Origin of the sequence: Ewingella sp. CoE-038-23 (assembly GCF_040419245.1) — a bacterium.
Classification (GTDB): domain Bacteria; phylum Pseudomonadota; class Gammaproteobacteria; order Enterobacterales; family Enterobacteriaceae; genus Ewingella; species Ewingella allii.
Map to the genome: position 1 here is coordinate 1228060 of NZ_JAZHOH010000001.1, position 14810 is coordinate 1242869.

Here is a 14810-nt window from a genome sequence, read left to right on the forward strand (position 1 = left end):
TCAGTCCTTATCAGCAGGAGGGTGAGCGTAAATAGGGGCGCGTTTCAGCCACAGTTTCAGGGCCTGCCAGTAAATGGTGACGGCGGTTTTCATCGTCATCAGCGGTAACTGCCATAGCTGTTTACGCAGAGTTTGTCGGGTCAGCGGCTGTGCCCTGAGAGTCAGGGTGGCGTCGAATTCCCGGGTTTTGCGATGGTTCTCAATATGCACCAACAACTGCTTGCCCGGCGGGGTTAGCCGCCAGTGGTACACCATGTCCATCGGGTTGAAAGGCGAAACGTGAAAGGCTTTCGCCACGGGCTGGCTGCCATCGGGTAGCACGGCGTAGGTATGGCGCTCGTTCCACGGCGTGTTGCGCACTTCGGCCAGCATCCAGCGCAGTTCACCCAGATGGTCATACAGGTAATAAAAGTTGACCGGATTAAAGTACAGGCCGAAGTAGCGCAGCTGGCAGAGCAGCATCACGCGGCCCGTCAGGCGTTCACCGGTCAGTTCGGCAATGCGTTCCTGCGCTTTGGTTTTGATGTCGCCGCCGCCCAGATAGTCGCTGCGCTTAAAGGTCGCGGAGGAGAACTTCTCCAGCCGAATCCCTGCCTGGTGTAGCTCATCCAGCTCATCAAGATCGATAAGCGGCATAAAGATCCCATAGTTGAATGCGTGATCGACCGGCGTAAACCGGCGATGACGCACATTGCCAACATACAGGGTGCTGTTCATGATGCGGCTCGCTCGGCGCGAGGTTGCAGCAGCGCAGGATGGGTTTTCAGCATCTCTTCCACCACGTCTTTGGCGCTGTTGACCCCATCTTCATGGAAGCCGTTGTACCAATACGCGCCGCAGAACCAGCTGCGATGGTGGCCGTTAATCCAGCCGCGTTGCAGCTGGGCGCAGTGGCTAGCGAGGTTCAGCACCGGGTGCATATAGTGGGCGCGGAACAGGATTTTGCTTTCGTCTACTGGCGTCGTCGGGTTGAGCGACACGCAGAAGGTGTGCGGCGCGTCCAGCCCTTGCAGAATGTTCATGTTGTAGGTGACGCTGGCGCGGCGGGTGTTAGCGTCCGGGAATTCAACTGGCAATTGATAATTCCAACTGGCCCAGGCGCGTTGCTGTTTCGGCAGATGGCGGCGGTCAGTGTGCAGAATCACCTCATTTGACTGATAAGGCAGCGCGCCCAGAATGTCTTTTTCATCCTCGGTGGCATTTTCCCCCAGCAGTCTCAGGGTTTGGTCGGCGTGACAGGCGAAAATCACCTGATCAAAATGCTCGGCCCCGCGCGAGGTTTGCAGGGTGACGCCCGCCCCGTGGCGCACCACGCTGTGAACCGGCGTGGAGGTCAGTAGCTCGACGCTGGCGGGTAACTTTTGCTGCATGCGGCGGATATATTCCCGCGAGCCGCCCGGCACCACCATCCACTGCGGGCGGTTGGTGACGTCCAGCAGGCCGTGATTCTCGAAGAAGCGCAAGAACAGCGACAGCGGGAATTTGGACATGTCGTCCAGCGACGATGACCAGATCGCCGCGCCCATCGGCAGAATGTAGTGCAGGGCAAAAAAGTCGGAAAACTGGTTTTGGTCCAGCAAATCGCCGAGTGTCACTTCATCATTGGCCGGGTTATTCAGGCGCATTTTGCACAGCTTGTTGAAGCGCAGAATTTCCCGCAAGAAGCGCCAGAACTTAGGCTTAAACAGATTGCGCCGCTGGGCAAACAGGGTGTTCAGAGTGTGGCCGTTGTACTCCAGCCCGCTGGCCGGGTTATGCACCGAAAAGCTCATTTCAGTTGGCTGGCCCTGAATGCCCAATTCGCGCAGCAGCGCGATGAAATTCGGATAGGTGCGGGTGTTGTACACGATAAAGCCGGTATCAATGGCGTAATCGCGCCCGTCGAGAGACACGTCCACCGTGGCGGTGTGCCCGCCCAGCGTGTCGGCGGCTTCAAACAGGGTGATATCACAGTTTTGGGACTGTTTGGACAGCATCCACGCGCAGCTAAGCCCGGAAATTCCGCTGCCGATAATGGCGACTTTCATCGGTTTTCTACCTCACCAGTCGTTGAGTCAGGCGCTTTTGCAGCGCCAGTGGCAGCAATGCGATAGTTTTGAGCAGCAGTGACAGGCGGGGAGGAAAAGCGATTTCACTCGCGCCTTTCGCCAGCCCTTTACGGATATAGGCCGAAGCTTGTTCAACGGTAATCATCATCGGCATTGGGAAATCATTGCGATCGGTGAGCGGCGTTTTCACAAAGCCCGGCAAAATCGTGGAAACGTGAATATTGCGCGGCCCTAAATCCAAAGCCAGCGAGCGGGAGAAGTAGGCCAGTGCGGCTTTCGACGCGCCATAGGCTTCGGCGCGAGGCAAGGGCACCAGCGAGGCGGTTGAGCCGACCAGCGCCACGCGGCTGCCCGCTGCCATGCCTGGCAAAATCGCATCCAGGCAGTTAACCGGGCCGATAAGATTAGTGTTAATAACCCGCGTCACGCTTTCGGCATCCACCACCCCGTTATCAAGATATTCGCAGGTCCCGGCATTCAGAATCACTAAATCGGCCTGCACCCATGCCATCGCCTGACGGGTGAGCGCCAGATCGGTCATATCAAAGCTCAGGGTTTCGATGTTGCTGTGCAAGCGCGTCAGGGCTTCCAGCTTTTGCGGGTCGCGCCCGCAGGCGGTGACTTTCCAGCCGTCGGCGGCGTAGTCCAGCGCAAGTTGTTTGCCAATGCCTGAACTGGCACCGGTTATCAGAACATGATTCATGCTTTTAACCTCGCCTTCAGCGCCTTAATGGCTCGCCCCAGAAGTGGCACGTGCTCATAGAGCATGGCCCCCAAATCGTAATAATCTCGCTGATAAATCACCTGATCTTCAGCCAGTTTTAAATGGCTAATGCCATCTAGATAGAGCGTCTCACCCTTTTTTAACGAGGGATGAGAGTAGGCCATACACCACACCAGCGTGGCTTCATCGCCACTCACTAAGGTTTGCTGAATATCGAAACGGCAGTCGTTAACGCTTTTTAGCAATTGGCGAAAGTAGCCCTCGAGGGCGGCAATGCCGTCGTGCTGGCCCACCGGGTCAATAAATATCACCTGCGGGTGGTAGATTTGCGCCAGTTGGGGCAGCGAGCTTTGGTCGAGCTGGCGATAAACTTCCGCCAACTGCGCTAGCGTTTTCTGTACCGATTCAGACTCAGTGACCTTCAGTGTCATGGGATTCTTCTGCCTCGTTCAATAGCACGCTGCTGCCGAGAAGTTGCACCGGGATCCCCTGTGCATGCCACTGGGCCAGCTTGTTTTTCTGCACGCGCGTCAGGCGGCCTTCCGACCACATTAAAATCTGATGCACGTTCAGGTTTTCCAGATAAGGCTCGTCCACCGGCTGCGGCAGCAGGTCTATCTGCACGCCTTCTTCGCTACGAATAATGGCTTCGAGCCACAGTTCGGTGCTGTCCATCTCGCCCCAGCCCATCAGCACTACGCGCACGCCGGGCTTTTTGCGCGCGGCGTTGAGGCACATTACCGCGTGCTCGATCAGCATGCCGTCGAGCAAATGGCGCAGCAGGTGCAGAGAAGGGCCGCCAGAGCCGAGGCGTTTTCTCAATGGGCGAATGACGTTGTTGATGAGCGCCATTGCCGGATATTCACGGCCCAGTTCGGCCAGCAGTTGGCGCACCTTATGCATGCTGCTCTCTTGCAGGGCGGTGAGCAGGCGCTGTTCCGACTGAGCCCAGCCGCTCGGCAGCGGCGCGACAGTGCCTTCGAGCAGCGCTCTGACTTGCCCGACCGGCACGCCGCGGTTAATCCAAGACAAAATGGTGCGAATGGTGTCGATGTCGTTATCGTCGAACAACCGATGACCACCTTCGCTGCGCTGTGGCTTGAGCAGCCCGTAGCGCCGTTGCCACGCCCGCAGCGTGACAGGGTTGATACCGCAGATACGCGCCACTTCCCCTATGCTGTACAGAGACATAGATCCCTCCTGAATATTCGTACTTCTTCTCTTAACTCTAGCCGTTATGGGGAAAGTTGTACAAGTTTATTATTGTTGTACAAGTTGAGGGCGGCTGCCCACACAAAACCTTGCGTTGCCACGCAAACTGGCCCAGAAGGCGCGAAAGCGCGCGCCCTCTGGACTCCCGCGCTTTTTATCGCTGCGTGTTCGAGGCTTCGCAGGGTCGGAATGGACATGTTTCAGCAACTCCAGTGATCGTCGCGAAGTGCCGTCGCTTAGGCGATTCCCTCAGTTCGGGCTTACTCGGCCTCTGGCCTCGCCCTTCGGGTCGTTGCTATGCAACGCTGTCTCGCTTCGCTCGGCTCGAGCCTCAGGTCTCGAACCACTCCCTCGGCGTCACTTCTGAATGCGACTTACTGGCTTTTCAACCGTGCCGTTTCAGGGGAGGATTTTTGCTTTATCCATATTGCTTAACTCCCATATATGGAATAAGTTCTCGATATTGAGAATTTAAGGTGCGTGGCGATGGACGATGAAAACCTAAATGATGATATGCGGTTGGCGGAGCGATTGGCTTGGCTAAGGGTGAATCAGGGCTGGTCGCTGGAGGTGCTGGCAGCGCAAACGGGGATCAGCCGCGCGACGCTCTCGCGCATCGAGCGGGGCGAGACCAGCCCAACGGCGTCGCTGTTGGGTAAGTTGAGCGCGGCTTATGGCTTGACCACTTCGCGGCTGTTAATGGCGTTGGAGGATAACCCGCCGGAGCTGATTCGCCACGGGCAGCAGTCGGTGTGGCGCGACACGGCGACCGGGTTTGAGCGGCGTTCGGTGTCGCCACCGGCCCATGGCTATCGTGTTGAACTGATGACCGGCAAGTTGCAGGCCGGCGCCACTATCTCCTATGACTCGCCACCGGTGGCGGGCCTTGAGCAACATATTTGGGTGCTGGAGGGCGTGCTGGAACTGACGCTCGACCAGCGCCAGTTCAGGCTTGAGAAGGGGGATAGCATGCGATTCCTGCTGTTCGGCACCTCGGCTTTCCACGTGCCCGGCCCTGATGACGCCCATTACCTGATCGCTATTTCCCGGCCTTAACCTTTAAACCATCCTGAGGAGGAAGCTCTGTATGTCGAAAATTCACCAAGTGGCAGTGACGGAAGTGTTTGATGGCGCATTGAGTGAAACGGACCTCGACCAATTGGCGGAAACCCTGAATTTGGCGGTAGAGCAGGGGGCGAGCATTGGTTTTGTTCCGCCGTTCGCACATCCGCAGGCTGTGGCGTTTTGGCACAAACTCATTCCGGCATTCATCTCCGGCGAGCGTCGGCTGCTGGTGGCCCGGCTGAACGGCAGGATTGTCGGCACGGTACAACTGGCGGTGAGCCAACCCGCCAATGGCGCACATCGGGCAGAGATCAATAAGCTGATGGTGCATCCCGCAGCCCGTCGTTTGGGGATTGCGCGTTCGCTGATGGTGGCGATTGAAGAAGTGGCACGCAGCGCGGGTAAGCAACTGCTGGTGCTGGATACCATCACCGACGGAGCCGCCGAGGGGCTTTATCGCTCGTTAGGGTATGAGGTGGCGGGGCAGATCCCACAGTATGCAATGTCAACGCAAGGACAACTTGAGCCGACCACGGTGATGTTTAAGGTATTGGGGTGAAAGAATTAACGAATGGTAGAGAACAAGCCTAAATCCAAAAGCCCACTGAAACTGCACGGCTGTAACAAGGGTGCCTGAAACACGTCCATCCCAACCCTGCGCAGCCTCGATCTACCAGCAAGAAAAAACGCAGGGTTCCAAGGGAGGCGCGTTTACGCCTCCCTTGGTCGGTGTGGGCCGACGCCCACGACCTTGAACTTGACCTTAAGGTAAACCTAAAAGGTTATTTCCCGTTCCACACCTTCAAGTTTGTATCACGCACTTTCAGCTTCTGTTCTGGCGTCAGCTTGTTATATTCCGCAGCCAGGCCGCTTTCCCAGTCGCCGTACAGTGGGTTTGGCAACACGATGAACTGGGTGCCGAACTGCTTGTAGTTCTGGTTTACGAAGGCGCGACGCTGGGTGTTGTCTTTGTGATAGGTCGCGGCACCGAAGTCGTTCAGGTTGTCACCGGCGTAAATCACGATGTTATAACCCGCGGCTTTGATGGAGTCGAAACGCGCCTGTTTGTTCGAAGTGTCGCTGCTCAGTAACAGGGTTTTCTCGTTCACGCCGGTGAAGCCCAGACGGTTCAGTTTTTCCAGCGTGGCGGCGTATTCGCTGGTTTTACGGTTTGACACATAGAACATGGTGCCGCCGTGGGAGTTAACATAGTTGGCGAAATTCACCGCGCCCGGCACGGCGGTTGCCTGCTTGGCGGCGGTCCATTCAGACCAGGTTTTGCTGTCGAATGGCTTGTTGGCTTTAACCTGCCACGCGCTGTAGGCGCTGTTATCAATCATGGTTTCGTCGAGATCGACTACCACGGCTTTAGGCTTGCCATCCAAAGGCTTAGCATTGTCAAAGGCGACGGTTGCTGCGTTGAAAGCCTGATAAGTCAGCGCCTGATATTCACCAGACTGTTGGAACCAGTTGAGGGCCATCACCGATTGGTCGTTCAGCTTCTGTTGGTCTTGGGCAGCTTTTGGCGCACAGCCCGTCAGAGCCAGCATAACCAGCGCAGCGGTGGCGCACAGCGTCATCTTTTTCATTCACTATCACCTTTGATTTTTAGTATTAGTAAGAAAATCCTCCAAAACTGTAGCAGATTCATAGGATTAAGGAAGAGTGAAAAGTCAGTTACGGGAGACAGGCAATAAAAAAGCCGGGGGATGAGCCCGGCGAAGTGTTCACAGAGAATTTATGACAATGAGGTCTTATTTGATGAAGGTTACTTCTTACTACAAGTTAGAACTGGTAAACCAGGCCTAACGCAACAACATCGTCGTTGTTCAGTTTCAGTGTATTATTATCGTTCAGCTGGTTGATTTTATAATCAACAAAGGCTGACATGTTTTTGTTGAAATAATAATAGGTCGCTACGTCGATATATTTCGCCAAATCTGCATCGCCAATGCCTTCAATATCCTTAGCTTTGGTCTGAACATAACCCAATGATGGACGCAGACCCCAGTCGAATTGATATTGCGCAACGGTTTCGAAGGTCTGAGTTTTATTTGCGAAGCCGCTCACTGATGCAGGAGTACCAGCCAGGCTGCCCGGTACGGAAATAGCGTACAGGTTGCGAGTTTCAGCATAAATAGCTGCTAAATAAACGCTGTTATTGTCATATTTCAGACCGCCAGTCCACGCGTCAGCTTTATCGCCTTTACCGTAACGAACCGCACTTTGTGCTGAAGTACGGTCAGAAGAAGAGTAGGCACCGCCGACGCTCACGCCTGAATCACCGAAGGCGTAAGTGGTAGACAGCGCGTAGCCGTCGCCGTTAGCCGTGTTCAGAGAACGGCCGTCGTTTTCGTTCTTACCTTGGTACTGAACGGCGACGTTCAGACCATCAACCAGGCCGAAGAAGCCGCGGTTACGGTAGGTTGCCACGCCGTTAGCACGGCCTGTCAGGAAGCGGTCTGCCTTGGTGTAACCGTCGCCACCGAACTCTGGGAACATATCGGTCCAGGCTTCTACATCGTACAGCGCGCCGTAGTTACGGCCGTAGTCGAATGAGCCATATTGAGCGAATTTCAGACCGGCAAAGCCCAGACGCGTTTTGGTGTCTTGGGTGCCTTGAGCTTCTGAATGGTTTGCAGCGACTTGATATTCCCACTGGCCATAACCGGTCAGAATATCGTTAATTTGTGTCTGGCCTTTAAAGCCGAAACGAACATAAGTCTGGTCGCCATCAACACCGGCATTATCAGAAATATAATGTTCGGCTTTAACTTTTCCGTACAGGTCCAGTTTGTTACCGTCTTTATTATAAACTTCGGCTGCGTGTGCCCCGGATGCAATCAGTAAACCAGGAATTAATAATGCCAGAATCTTATGTTTCATTTTATATACCCTGCTTTCCCATTATCTCTATTGATATAAAAAGAGACTAAAAGGGTTTTATTTAAAGGACGCGAGTCATCTCATGTACTGTGCTTTCAATGTGTGCCTGAAATTTTCACAGCGAGGATTTTTTACCTTATGTTTGTGATCGATTTATGACAGAAAAAAATGAACTTTCTTTTTGTTTTACAAATGCACCTAGATTTACATCTTCCGAAACAGGATTTGCAGGCTGATCCGCAGGCCGGTCTGTGGGACAATGGGTAGCAGAATTTCTCGATAACTCAATTTTATAAGGGATGAATGGCGCTTTCCCCCGCAGTAAAAAATCAGATAAGCCAGTGGTACAAAGCCCTGCAACAACAAATTCCGGATTTTATCTCCCGAGCGCCACAGCGACAGATGATCGCTGAGGTTGCCAAGGCGTTTTCTGGCGATGCTGCACGTCATTTGGCGATTGAAGCGCCCACCGGCGTGGGCAAAACCCTGTCCTATCTGATCCCCGGCATTGCTGTAAGCCGTGAGGAGGAGAAGCCGTTAATCGTCAGCACCGCTAATGTGGCGTTGCAGGATCAGATCTACAGCAAAGACCTGCCGCTGCTGAAAAAGATTATTCCTGACCTCAAGTTCACCGGTGCCTTTGGCCGCCGACGTTACGTCTGCCCGCGCAACCTGTCGATGATGAGCAACGAGAATGCGCAGGGCGATTTAGGGCTGTTCCTCGGCGACGAGCTGGCACCTTCAAACTCAGAAGAGCAGAAGTTTTCCAAGACGCTGGAAACCGCGCTGGCGCGCTACCAGTGGGATGGCCTGCGCGACCACTATCAGCAGATGATTCAGGACTCCTTGTGGGAAAAAATCAGTACCGACAAGGCTAACTGCCTGAACCGCAACTGCCATTACTATAAAGAGTGCCCCTATTTTGTGGCGCGAAAAGAGATTGAAACCGCCGACGTGGTGGTGACCAACCACGCGTTGGTGATGGCCGCGCTGGAGTCAGACATGGTGCTGCCCCCGGCCAAAGACCTGCTGTTAGTGCTCGACGAAGGCCACCACCTGCCCGACGTCGCCCGCGACGCCCTGGAGGTCGAGGCCAATATCTCGGCGGTGTGGAACCATCTGCAACTCGATAACTTTGTTCGCCAGATTGAGCAGTGCCTTGGGTTATTCACCCCGAAAAACCCGCCGCCGCTGACCAACGCCGAGCGGCTGCACAACCACTGCGCCGAGATGCGCGAGCTGTTGTTGTCGATTGAGCAGCAGATTAGCCAATATCTGCCGCCCGACGCGCCGGAGGCCGAGCACCGTTTCGAGATGGGCGCGCTCTCTCCTGAGCTGACCGAGCAGTGCGCGCGGCTGTTTAAACTGACCGACGCGCTGCGCGGTTTGGCCGAGTTCATGCTCAATGATCTCAGCGAAAAGACTGGCAAACACGACATTGGCCGTCTGCATCGGGCGATTTTGCACATGAGCCGCATGCTGGGTTATCTCGAAACCATGAGCAAGCTCTGGCGGCTGGCGGCGATGGAAAAAGCCTCCAACGCGCCAATCAGCAAATGGGTGACGCGGGAGTTTTTCGACAATCAAAGCCATCTGATGCTGCACTGCGTGGGCATTCGCGTCAGCGAACAGTTGGAAAAACTGCTTTGGCGCAAGGTGCCTCACGTGGTGATCACCTCCGCCACGCTGCGCTCGCTGAACAGCTTCTCCCGCCTGCAAGAGATGACCGGTTTGAATGAAAAGGCGGGCGATCGCTTCGTCAGTCTGGATTCGCCGTTTAACCATATTGAGCAGGGCAAGCTGGTAATTCCGCAGATGAAAAACGAGCCGATGATGGCCAATGAGGCGGCTCATTTGGAAGAGATGGCCGACTTCTTCCGCGCCGAGTTAGCCAAAGGTGAACACAAAGGCCAACTGGTGCTGTTTGCCAGCAATCGGGCGTTGCAGCAGTTTGTCAGCCTGATGCCCGACCTGAGACTAATGCTGCTGGTGCAGGGCGATCAGCCACGCTACCGCCTGGTAGAAGAGCACCGTCGGCGGGTCGAGGCGGGCACCACGAGCGTGCTGATTGGTCTGCAATCCTTTGCCGAAGGCTTGGATCTCAAAGGGGATCTGCTCACTCAGGTGCACATCCATAAAATTGCCTTTCCGCCAATCGACAGCCCGGTGATTTTGACCGAGGGCGAGTGGCTGAAAACCCTGAAACGCTATCCGTTTGAAGTACAGAGCCTGCCGAGCGCGTCATTCAACCTGATTCAGCAGGTGGGGCGTCTGATCCGCAGCCACGAATGCCGCGGCGAAATCGTGATTTACGACCGTCGGCTGATCAGTAAAAACTACGGCTCAAGGCTGCTGGCGGCGCTGCCGATTTTCCCTATCGAGCAGCGAGAAATGCCCGCGCCCGGCTCGGTTAAACGCCCGGACCGACTAAAAAGCACCACTAAAATGGTCAAACGCCGCCGCAAAGCGCGCTAACCAAGCTGTACCACGCCTTTTCCGCAAAACTGTGTCTTTACTGTTCTCTTAATCGTCGTTATCAATAGATTCATAACTGACGGTTAAGAGACTTCATCAATGTATTTACCCGCTGCATTTAAACAACAAGACGTTCAGGCTCAGGCGGAGCTTATCCGCCAGTATCCACTGGGACTGTTGATTTCCAACGGGCCTGAGGGTTTTGAAGCCAACCCGATCCCTTTTTTGGTGGATGTCGACGCCGACGGCCAGCTGACGCTGCGCGCCCACCTTTCGCGCGGCAATGCCCAGTGGAAGTCGCTGGCCGAAAACGGACATTGCATGGTGGTGTTTCAGGGCGTTGAGGGCTATGTCTCGCCGTCCTGGTATCCTTCGAAGCAGCAAAACGGCGGAAAAACGGTGCCCACCTGGAACTACGCCACGGTGCAGGTCAGCGGCGAAGCCAAGATTATCGACAGTCCCGGCTGGTTGCTAACCCTACTCAAAGCACTGACCACCCAGCATGAAGCGGGGCAGCGAGAGCCGTGGGCGGTGAGTGACGCCCCTGATAACTTCATCGCCGCGCAGTTGAAAGGCATCGTGGGCTTTGAGCTGGTGGCGCGCAAAGTCGAGGGGAAATGGAAGCTGAGCCAGAACCGTAGCGCCGAAGACGTTAATGGCGTAATCGATGGCCTGAAAGAGCTGCAAGGCGACGCCAGCCCGCTGGCGCAGGCGATGGTCAACGCCAAATCCGACAAATGACCGGCGCGTTGCCGTTTTCCCTGATTGCTGGCTGAGTTATGCTGGCCTTATTCGATTTTCATCACATGGCAGACCAATGGATTACACCAAACTGATTAAAGAAGTGGGCCGTGGAAAGAACCACGCCCGTGACTTGGACCGCGAGCAGTCGCTGGCGCTGTATCGCGAGATGCTGGCGGGCGAAGTGCCTGATTTACAGCTCGGCGGCCTGCTGATTGCTTTGCGCATCAAGGGCGAGTCGGAAGAGGAGATGCTCGGTTTCTATCAGGCGATGGAAGAGCAGGTGATGCAGCTGCAAGCCCCTGCCGACAGGCCGATGCCGATTGTGATCCCCACTTATAACGGTGCGCGCAAGCAGGCCAACCTGACGCCATTGTTGGCGATGCTGCTAAGCAAGCTGGGCTTCCCGGTGCTGGTTCACGGCGTCGATGAAGACCCGACGCGCATCACCAGCGCGGAGATTTTCCACCAGCTCGGTGTCGAGCCCGCGCAGGACCAGCAGCAGGCGCAGCAGCAGTTGGATGCAGGCCAGCAGCCGGTTTTCGTGCCGGTTTCCGTGCTCTGCCCGCCAATGGACAAGCAGCTGGCACTGCGCTGGCAGATGGGCGTTCGCAACAGCGCTCACACCCTAGCCAAGTTGATCACGCCTTTCGGCAAGCAAGATGTGCTGCGGCTGTCGAGCGTGTCGCACCCGGAATATATTCAGAAAGTTTCATCGTTTTTCCGCCAGGTGGAAGGGCGCGCGCTGCTGTCGCAAGGCACCGAAGGCGAGGTGTACGCCAACCCGCAGCGCTGTCCGGCCATCTATCTTCTCGCTAACGGCGAGCAGCAGGTGCTGGCCGACAAGCAGGAGTTCACCGATGTCGATCTGCCTGACAGTAAAGACGTCGCCACCACCGTCGCCTTCACTAACGCGTGTTTGCGAGGGGAGCGTGCTATCCCGCAGGCATTGCTCAATCAGCTTATCTGTTGTCTGGTCGGGGCGGGGGTCTCGGCAGATATGGCGGAGGCCAAGATGATTATTGAACAGGTGTTTTAGGGGGCTTTTCTCCTCCCCTAATTAGGGGAGGAGCAGAACAGCTTTCGACTTAGATTTTGCGTTTCTGCCCATAAATCTACCCATCTCCATCCTGAAAAGGTAAAATACTCGTTATTAATCATTTCCCTTATGATTTTACTCATTTTTTTAAAAATAATTTAACGAGATAAATACATGGAAAAGTTACCCAATTGCCCGGCTTGTAGTTCTGAATTCACATGGCAGGACGGCGCGATGCTCAATTGCCCTGAATGTGGACATGTTTGGTCTTTGGAAGGGGATGCCGATGCTCAGGACGACGCGCTGGTGGTAGTTGATGCCAACGGTAACACGCTGGTGGACGGCGACTCGGTGACCGTCATTAAAGATCTCAAAGTAAAAGGCAGCTCGTCGATGCTCAAGATTGGCACCAAAGTGAAAAGCATCCGTTTGTGCGAAGGTGACCACAATATTGACTGCAAAATTGACGGATTTGGTCAGATGAAACTCAAATCTGAGTTCGTGAAGAAAAACTAAGCTTTCCTGCCTCACATCCTCGTAACAACCGCGGTTCTCTCATGTCGACAGAACCGCCGTCTAAACATACACTCAATGCATAATCTCGTTACCTATCAATAGAGAAGACTGCATGAAAAAGGCTCAAGACTATTTTAATGCCCTAAATCACGATTATCTGCAGGTGCACAAGGCCAAAGAAGAACTTTTCTGGCAGAACTACATGGGAACTGGCGATGAAAACGTGTCGGCAGACTTCGCGGCAGCAGAGACTGCCCACAAGCGTTTTATCTCTGAATCCCGCCGGTTGGGCGAATTGCGCGAGCATATTGCCTCGCTGGAAAAACTGACTCTCGACGAAGAGGGCAAGGCGCTGCTGCACGGCCTGCAGGGCTGGTATCGCTTCTTTGACTGCAACACTATTGAAGACCCACAGGCGCAGGCGCTGCTGGATGAAATCATTCAGGCCGAATCCGCGCTGTTCGCCAAGCGCAAGGCGCACCGCCTGACCCATATCAATGCCAAAGGCGAGCGGGTGAATGCTTCTCTCGGCGAGCTGTTAACCAATCAGGCTAACAACGAAAATGAGGCTTACCGCCGCAGTTCCCAGACCGCGCTGCGCGAGTTGGAAGAGTGGCTGCTGCACAACGGCTTCCCAGAGCTGGTTGGCCTGCGTAACCGTTTTGCCCGCCAGTTGGGCTACCGCAACTATTTCGATTATAAGGTGAACAAAACCGAGCGTATGACGCCGGAACAGCTGTTCGCCATTCTGGATCGCTTCGAAGAGCAGACCCGCGAAGGCAACGTGCGCAGCCTGAATGAGCTGGTCGCGCGTAAGGGCGATGGCGCCCTGCTGCCGTGGAACATTCGTTTTGCCAGCGCCGGAGACGTCACTCGCCAGCTTGACCCTTATTTCCCGTTTGCCGACTCGCTGCGCCGCTGGATTGATAGCTTTAAACGCCTGCATATCGACTTCCAGGGTGCCGAAATGCAGCTCGACCTGCTGGTGCGCGAAGGCAAGTATGAAAATGGCTTTATGCACAGCCCGGTGCCAACCTTCTATGACAACGGCGACTGGGTTTCTGGCGTGATCAACTTCACCAGCCTCGCCAAGCCAGACCAAGTGGGAAGCGGCAGCAGCGGCCTGAACACGCTGTTCCACGAGGGCGGCCACGCGGCGCATTTCGCTAATATTCGCCAGAACGCGCCGTGCTTCTCGCAGGAGTTCCCGCCGACCTCCATGGCCTACGCCGAAACCCAGTCTATGTTCTGCGACAGCCTGCTGGAAGATGCCGACTGGCTAAAGCGTTACGCGAAGAATGCTCAGGGCGAGTCGGTGCCGGATACCCTCATCCACGACAGCATCGCGGCCCGCCAGCCAATGCGCGCCTTTAATGAGCGTCACATTCTGCTGGTGCCCTATTTTGAATGGCAGCTCTACCAGTGGCCGGACGAAAAGCGCACGCCGGAAGCCATTCTGGCGCTGGCGCGCGATGTCGAAACTCACATTTTGGGTGTCACCGGCAGCCCGCGGCCTACCATGGCTATTCCTCACTTGTTATCGATGGAATCTGCCTGTTCCTATCAGGGCTACCTGTTGGCGCTGATGGCCGTCGAGCAAACCCGCGCCTTCTTCCTTAAACGCGATGGCTATCTGACGGATAATCCGGCCATCGGCCCGGATTTAGCCAAGCATTACTGGACGCCGGGCAACAGCATTAGCCATGACGAAACCCTGCGTAATCTCACCGGCGAGGGTTTCAACCCTGATTATCTGGCGGAAGCTTGCAACCAAACCGTGGCAGCGGCGTGGGAAGAGGCGCAGCAGACCATGAAAGCCGCGGCGCAGCGCGAACAGCCGGCGGCGGATTTCGATCTGAATGCGCATATTCGCGTAGTGGACGGCAAACGCGTGTTAGCTGACAGCGCCGACGGCGACGAAGCCATGTGCCAGGACTTTGCCGATTTCGTGCAACAGACCTATTTTCATAAGTAAGGCTTCGCGATAGACAACCGCTATCGGTCGCTCGGCTGATGGCGGTTTTTTTACGTCCGGCAGAGAGGGGCAGTTTGTGGTATCTTACGCGCCAGAAATTTTTAATCCTTTGTGAAAGCCATTCGTTTT

The 14810-nt window shown here is 55.3% G+C and carries 14 protein-coding genes and 1 other RNA gene; 7 read left to right on the forward strand and 8 right to left on the reverse strand.

Annotation, left to right across the window (positions count from 1 at the left end; genetic code table 11):
• From V2154_RS05920 to V2154_RS05945, 6 genes are all read right to left on the reverse strand, one after another.
• Positions 1 to 717: a DUF1365 domain-containing protein gene (locus V2154_RS05920; RefSeq protein WP_353501446.1), complete on the reverse strand. Its 717-nt coding sequence runs from the start codon at positions 715 to 717 to the stop codon at positions 1 to 3.
• A complete protein-coding gene (locus V2154_RS05925; RefSeq protein WP_353501447.1) occupies positions 714 to 2027 on the reverse strand; it encodes an NAD(P)/FAD-dependent oxidoreductase in 1314 nt (437 codons plus the stop codon). Before V2154_RS05925 ends, V2154_RS05920 begins: the two co-directional genes overlap by 4 nt.
• A gap of 7 nt (positions 2028 to 2034) precedes the next feature.
• Positions 2035 to 2751 carry an SDR family NAD(P)-dependent oxidoreductase gene (locus tag V2154_RS05930; RefSeq protein ID WP_353501448.1) on the reverse strand — a complete coding sequence of 239 codons (717 nt, stop codon included), beginning with the start codon at positions 2749 to 2751 and terminating at the stop codon, positions 2035 to 2037.
• Positions 2748 to 3203 carry a nuclear transport factor 2 family protein gene (locus V2154_RS05935; RefSeq protein ID WP_353501449.1) on the reverse strand — a complete coding sequence of 152 codons (456 nt, stop codon included), beginning with the start codon at positions 3201 to 3203 and terminating at the stop codon, positions 2748 to 2750. The genes V2154_RS05930 and V2154_RS05935 overlap by 4 nt, the downstream gene beginning before the upstream one ends.
• Positions 3184 to 3963: a MerR family transcriptional regulator gene (locus V2154_RS05940; RefSeq protein WP_353501450.1), complete on the reverse strand. Its 780-nt coding sequence runs from the start codon at positions 3961 to 3963 to the stop codon at positions 3184 to 3186. The genes V2154_RS05935 and V2154_RS05940 overlap by 20 nt, the downstream gene beginning before the upstream one ends.
• Positions 3964 to 4245: 282 nt before the next feature.
• A non-coding RNA gene (locus V2154_RS05945) (RtT sRNA) lies at positions 4246 to 4327 on the reverse strand.
• 143 nt (positions 4328 to 4470) lie between these two features.
• Here V2154_RS05945 and V2154_RS05950 point away from each other — a divergent pair.
• Together V2154_RS05950 and V2154_RS05955 are read left to right on the forward strand one after the other, a co-directional pair.
• Positions 4471 to 5040, forward strand: coding sequence for a helix-turn-helix domain-containing protein (locus tag V2154_RS05950; protein ID WP_353501451.1), 570 nt, complete (start codon positions 4471 to 4473; stop codon positions 5038 to 5040).
• 31 nt (positions 5041 to 5071) lie between these two features.
• Positions 5072 to 5608: a GNAT family N-acetyltransferase gene (locus V2154_RS05955; RefSeq protein WP_353501452.1), complete on the forward strand. Its 537-nt coding sequence runs from the start codon at positions 5072 to 5074 to the stop codon at positions 5606 to 5608.
• A 223-nt stretch (positions 5609 to 5831) separates the two neighbouring features.
• Here V2154_RS05955 and V2154_RS05960 read toward each other — a convergent pair whose 3' ends face one another.
• Together V2154_RS05960 and ompC are read right to left on the reverse strand one after the other, a co-directional pair.
• Positions 5832 to 6638 carry a 5'-nucleotidase, lipoprotein e(P4) family gene (locus V2154_RS05960; protein WP_353501453.1) on the reverse strand — a complete coding sequence of 269 codons (807 nt, stop codon included), beginning with the start codon at positions 6636 to 6638 and terminating at the stop codon, positions 5832 to 5834.
• Between the two features lie 196 nt (positions 6639 to 6834).
• Positions 6835 to 7935 carry a porin OmpC gene (ompC, locus tag V2154_RS05965; RefSeq protein WP_353501454.1) on the reverse strand — a complete coding sequence of 367 codons (1101 nt, stop codon included), beginning with the start codon at positions 7933 to 7935 and terminating at the stop codon, positions 6835 to 6837.
• A gap of 303 nt (positions 7936 to 8238) precedes the next feature.
• Between ompC and dinG the strand changes: the two genes are divergently transcribed.
• From dinG to V2154_RS05990, 5 genes are all read left to right on the forward strand, one after another.
• Entirely contained in the window at positions 8239 to 10410 is a 2172-nt protein-coding gene (dinG, locus tag V2154_RS05970) for an ATP-dependent DNA helicase DinG (protein WP_353501455.1), read from the forward strand.
• A gap of 99 nt (positions 10411 to 10509) precedes the next feature.
• Positions 10510 to 11151, forward strand: a complete 642-nt coding sequence (locus V2154_RS05975; protein ID WP_353501456.1) for an FMN-binding negative transcriptional regulator — start codon at positions 10510 to 10512, stop codon at positions 11149 to 11151.
• 76 nt (positions 11152 to 11227) lie between these two features.
• The gene (gene ybiB, locus V2154_RS05980) at positions 11228 to 12190 is read left to right on the forward strand and encodes a DNA-binding protein YbiB (protein ID WP_353501457.1); all 963 of its coding nucleotides are present in this window, start codon (positions 11228 to 11230) and stop codon (positions 12188 to 12190) included.
• A gap of 174 nt (positions 12191 to 12364) precedes the next feature.
• On the forward strand, positions 12365 to 12706 hold the full coding sequence (locus V2154_RS05985) for a zinc ribbon domain-containing protein YjdM (protein WP_353501458.1): 342 nt from the start codon (positions 12365 to 12367) through the stop codon (positions 12704 to 12706).
• A gap of 112 nt (positions 12707 to 12818) precedes the next feature.
• On the forward strand, positions 12819 to 14681 hold the full coding sequence (locus V2154_RS05990) for a M3 family metallopeptidase (RefSeq protein WP_353501459.1): 1863 nt from the start codon (positions 12819 to 12821) through the stop codon (positions 14679 to 14681).
• Positions 14682 to 14810 lie beyond the last annotated feature (129 nt).

Bases quoted from the DNA above. Each gene is read 5' to 3' on its own strand.
- V2154_RS05975 (WP_353501456.1), top strand. From the start codon at position 10,510: ATGTATTTACCCGCTGCATTTAAACAACAAGACGTTCAGGCTCAGGCG.
- V2154_RS05940 (WP_353501450.1), bottom strand. From the start codon at position 3,963: ATGTCTCTGTACAGCATAGGGGAAGTGGCGCGTATCTGCGGTATCAAC.
- V2154_RS05960 (WP_353501453.1), bottom strand. From the start codon at position 6,638: ATGAAAAAGATGACGCTGTGCGCCACCGCTGCGCTGGTTATGCTGGCT.
- V2154_RS05935 (WP_353501449.1), bottom strand. From the start codon at position 3,203: ATGACACTGAAGGTCACTGAGTCTGAATCGGTACAGAAAACGCTAGCG.
- ybiB (WP_353501457.1), top strand. From the start codon at position 11,228: ATGGATTACACCAAACTGATTAAAGAAGTGGGCCGTGGAAAGAACCAC.
- V2154_RS05990 (WP_353501459.1), top strand. From the start codon at position 12,819: ATGAAAAAGGCTCAAGACTATTTTAATGCCCTAAATCACGATTATCTG.
- V2154_RS05925 (WP_353501447.1), bottom strand. From the start codon at position 2,027: ATGAAAGTCGCCATTATCGGCAGCGGAATTTCCGGGCTTAGCTGCGCG.
- V2154_RS05950 (WP_353501451.1), top strand. From the start codon at position 4,471: ATGGACGATGAAAACCTAAATGATGATATGCGGTTGGCGGAGCGATTG.
- ompC (WP_353501454.1), bottom strand. From the start codon at position 7,935: ATGAAACATAAGATTCTGGCATTATTAATTCCTGGTTTACTGATTGCA.
- V2154_RS05930 (WP_353501448.1), bottom strand. From the start codon at position 2,751: ATGAATCATGTTCTGATAACCGGTGCCAGTTCAGGCATTGGCAAACAA.
- V2154_RS05920 (WP_353501446.1), bottom strand. From the start codon at position 717: ATGAACAGCACCCTGTATGTTGGCAATGTGCGTCATCGCCGGTTTACG.
- dinG (WP_353501455.1), top strand. From the start codon at position 8,239: ATGGCGCTTTCCCCCGCAGTAAAAAATCAGATAAGCCAGTGGTACAAA.
- V2154_RS05985 (WP_353501458.1), top strand. From the start codon at position 12,365: ATGGAAAAGTTACCCAATTGCCCGGCTTGTAGTTCTGAATTCACATGG.
- V2154_RS05955 (WP_353501452.1), top strand. From the start codon at position 5,072: ATGTCGAAAATTCACCAAGTGGCAGTGACGGAAGTGTTTGATGGCGCA.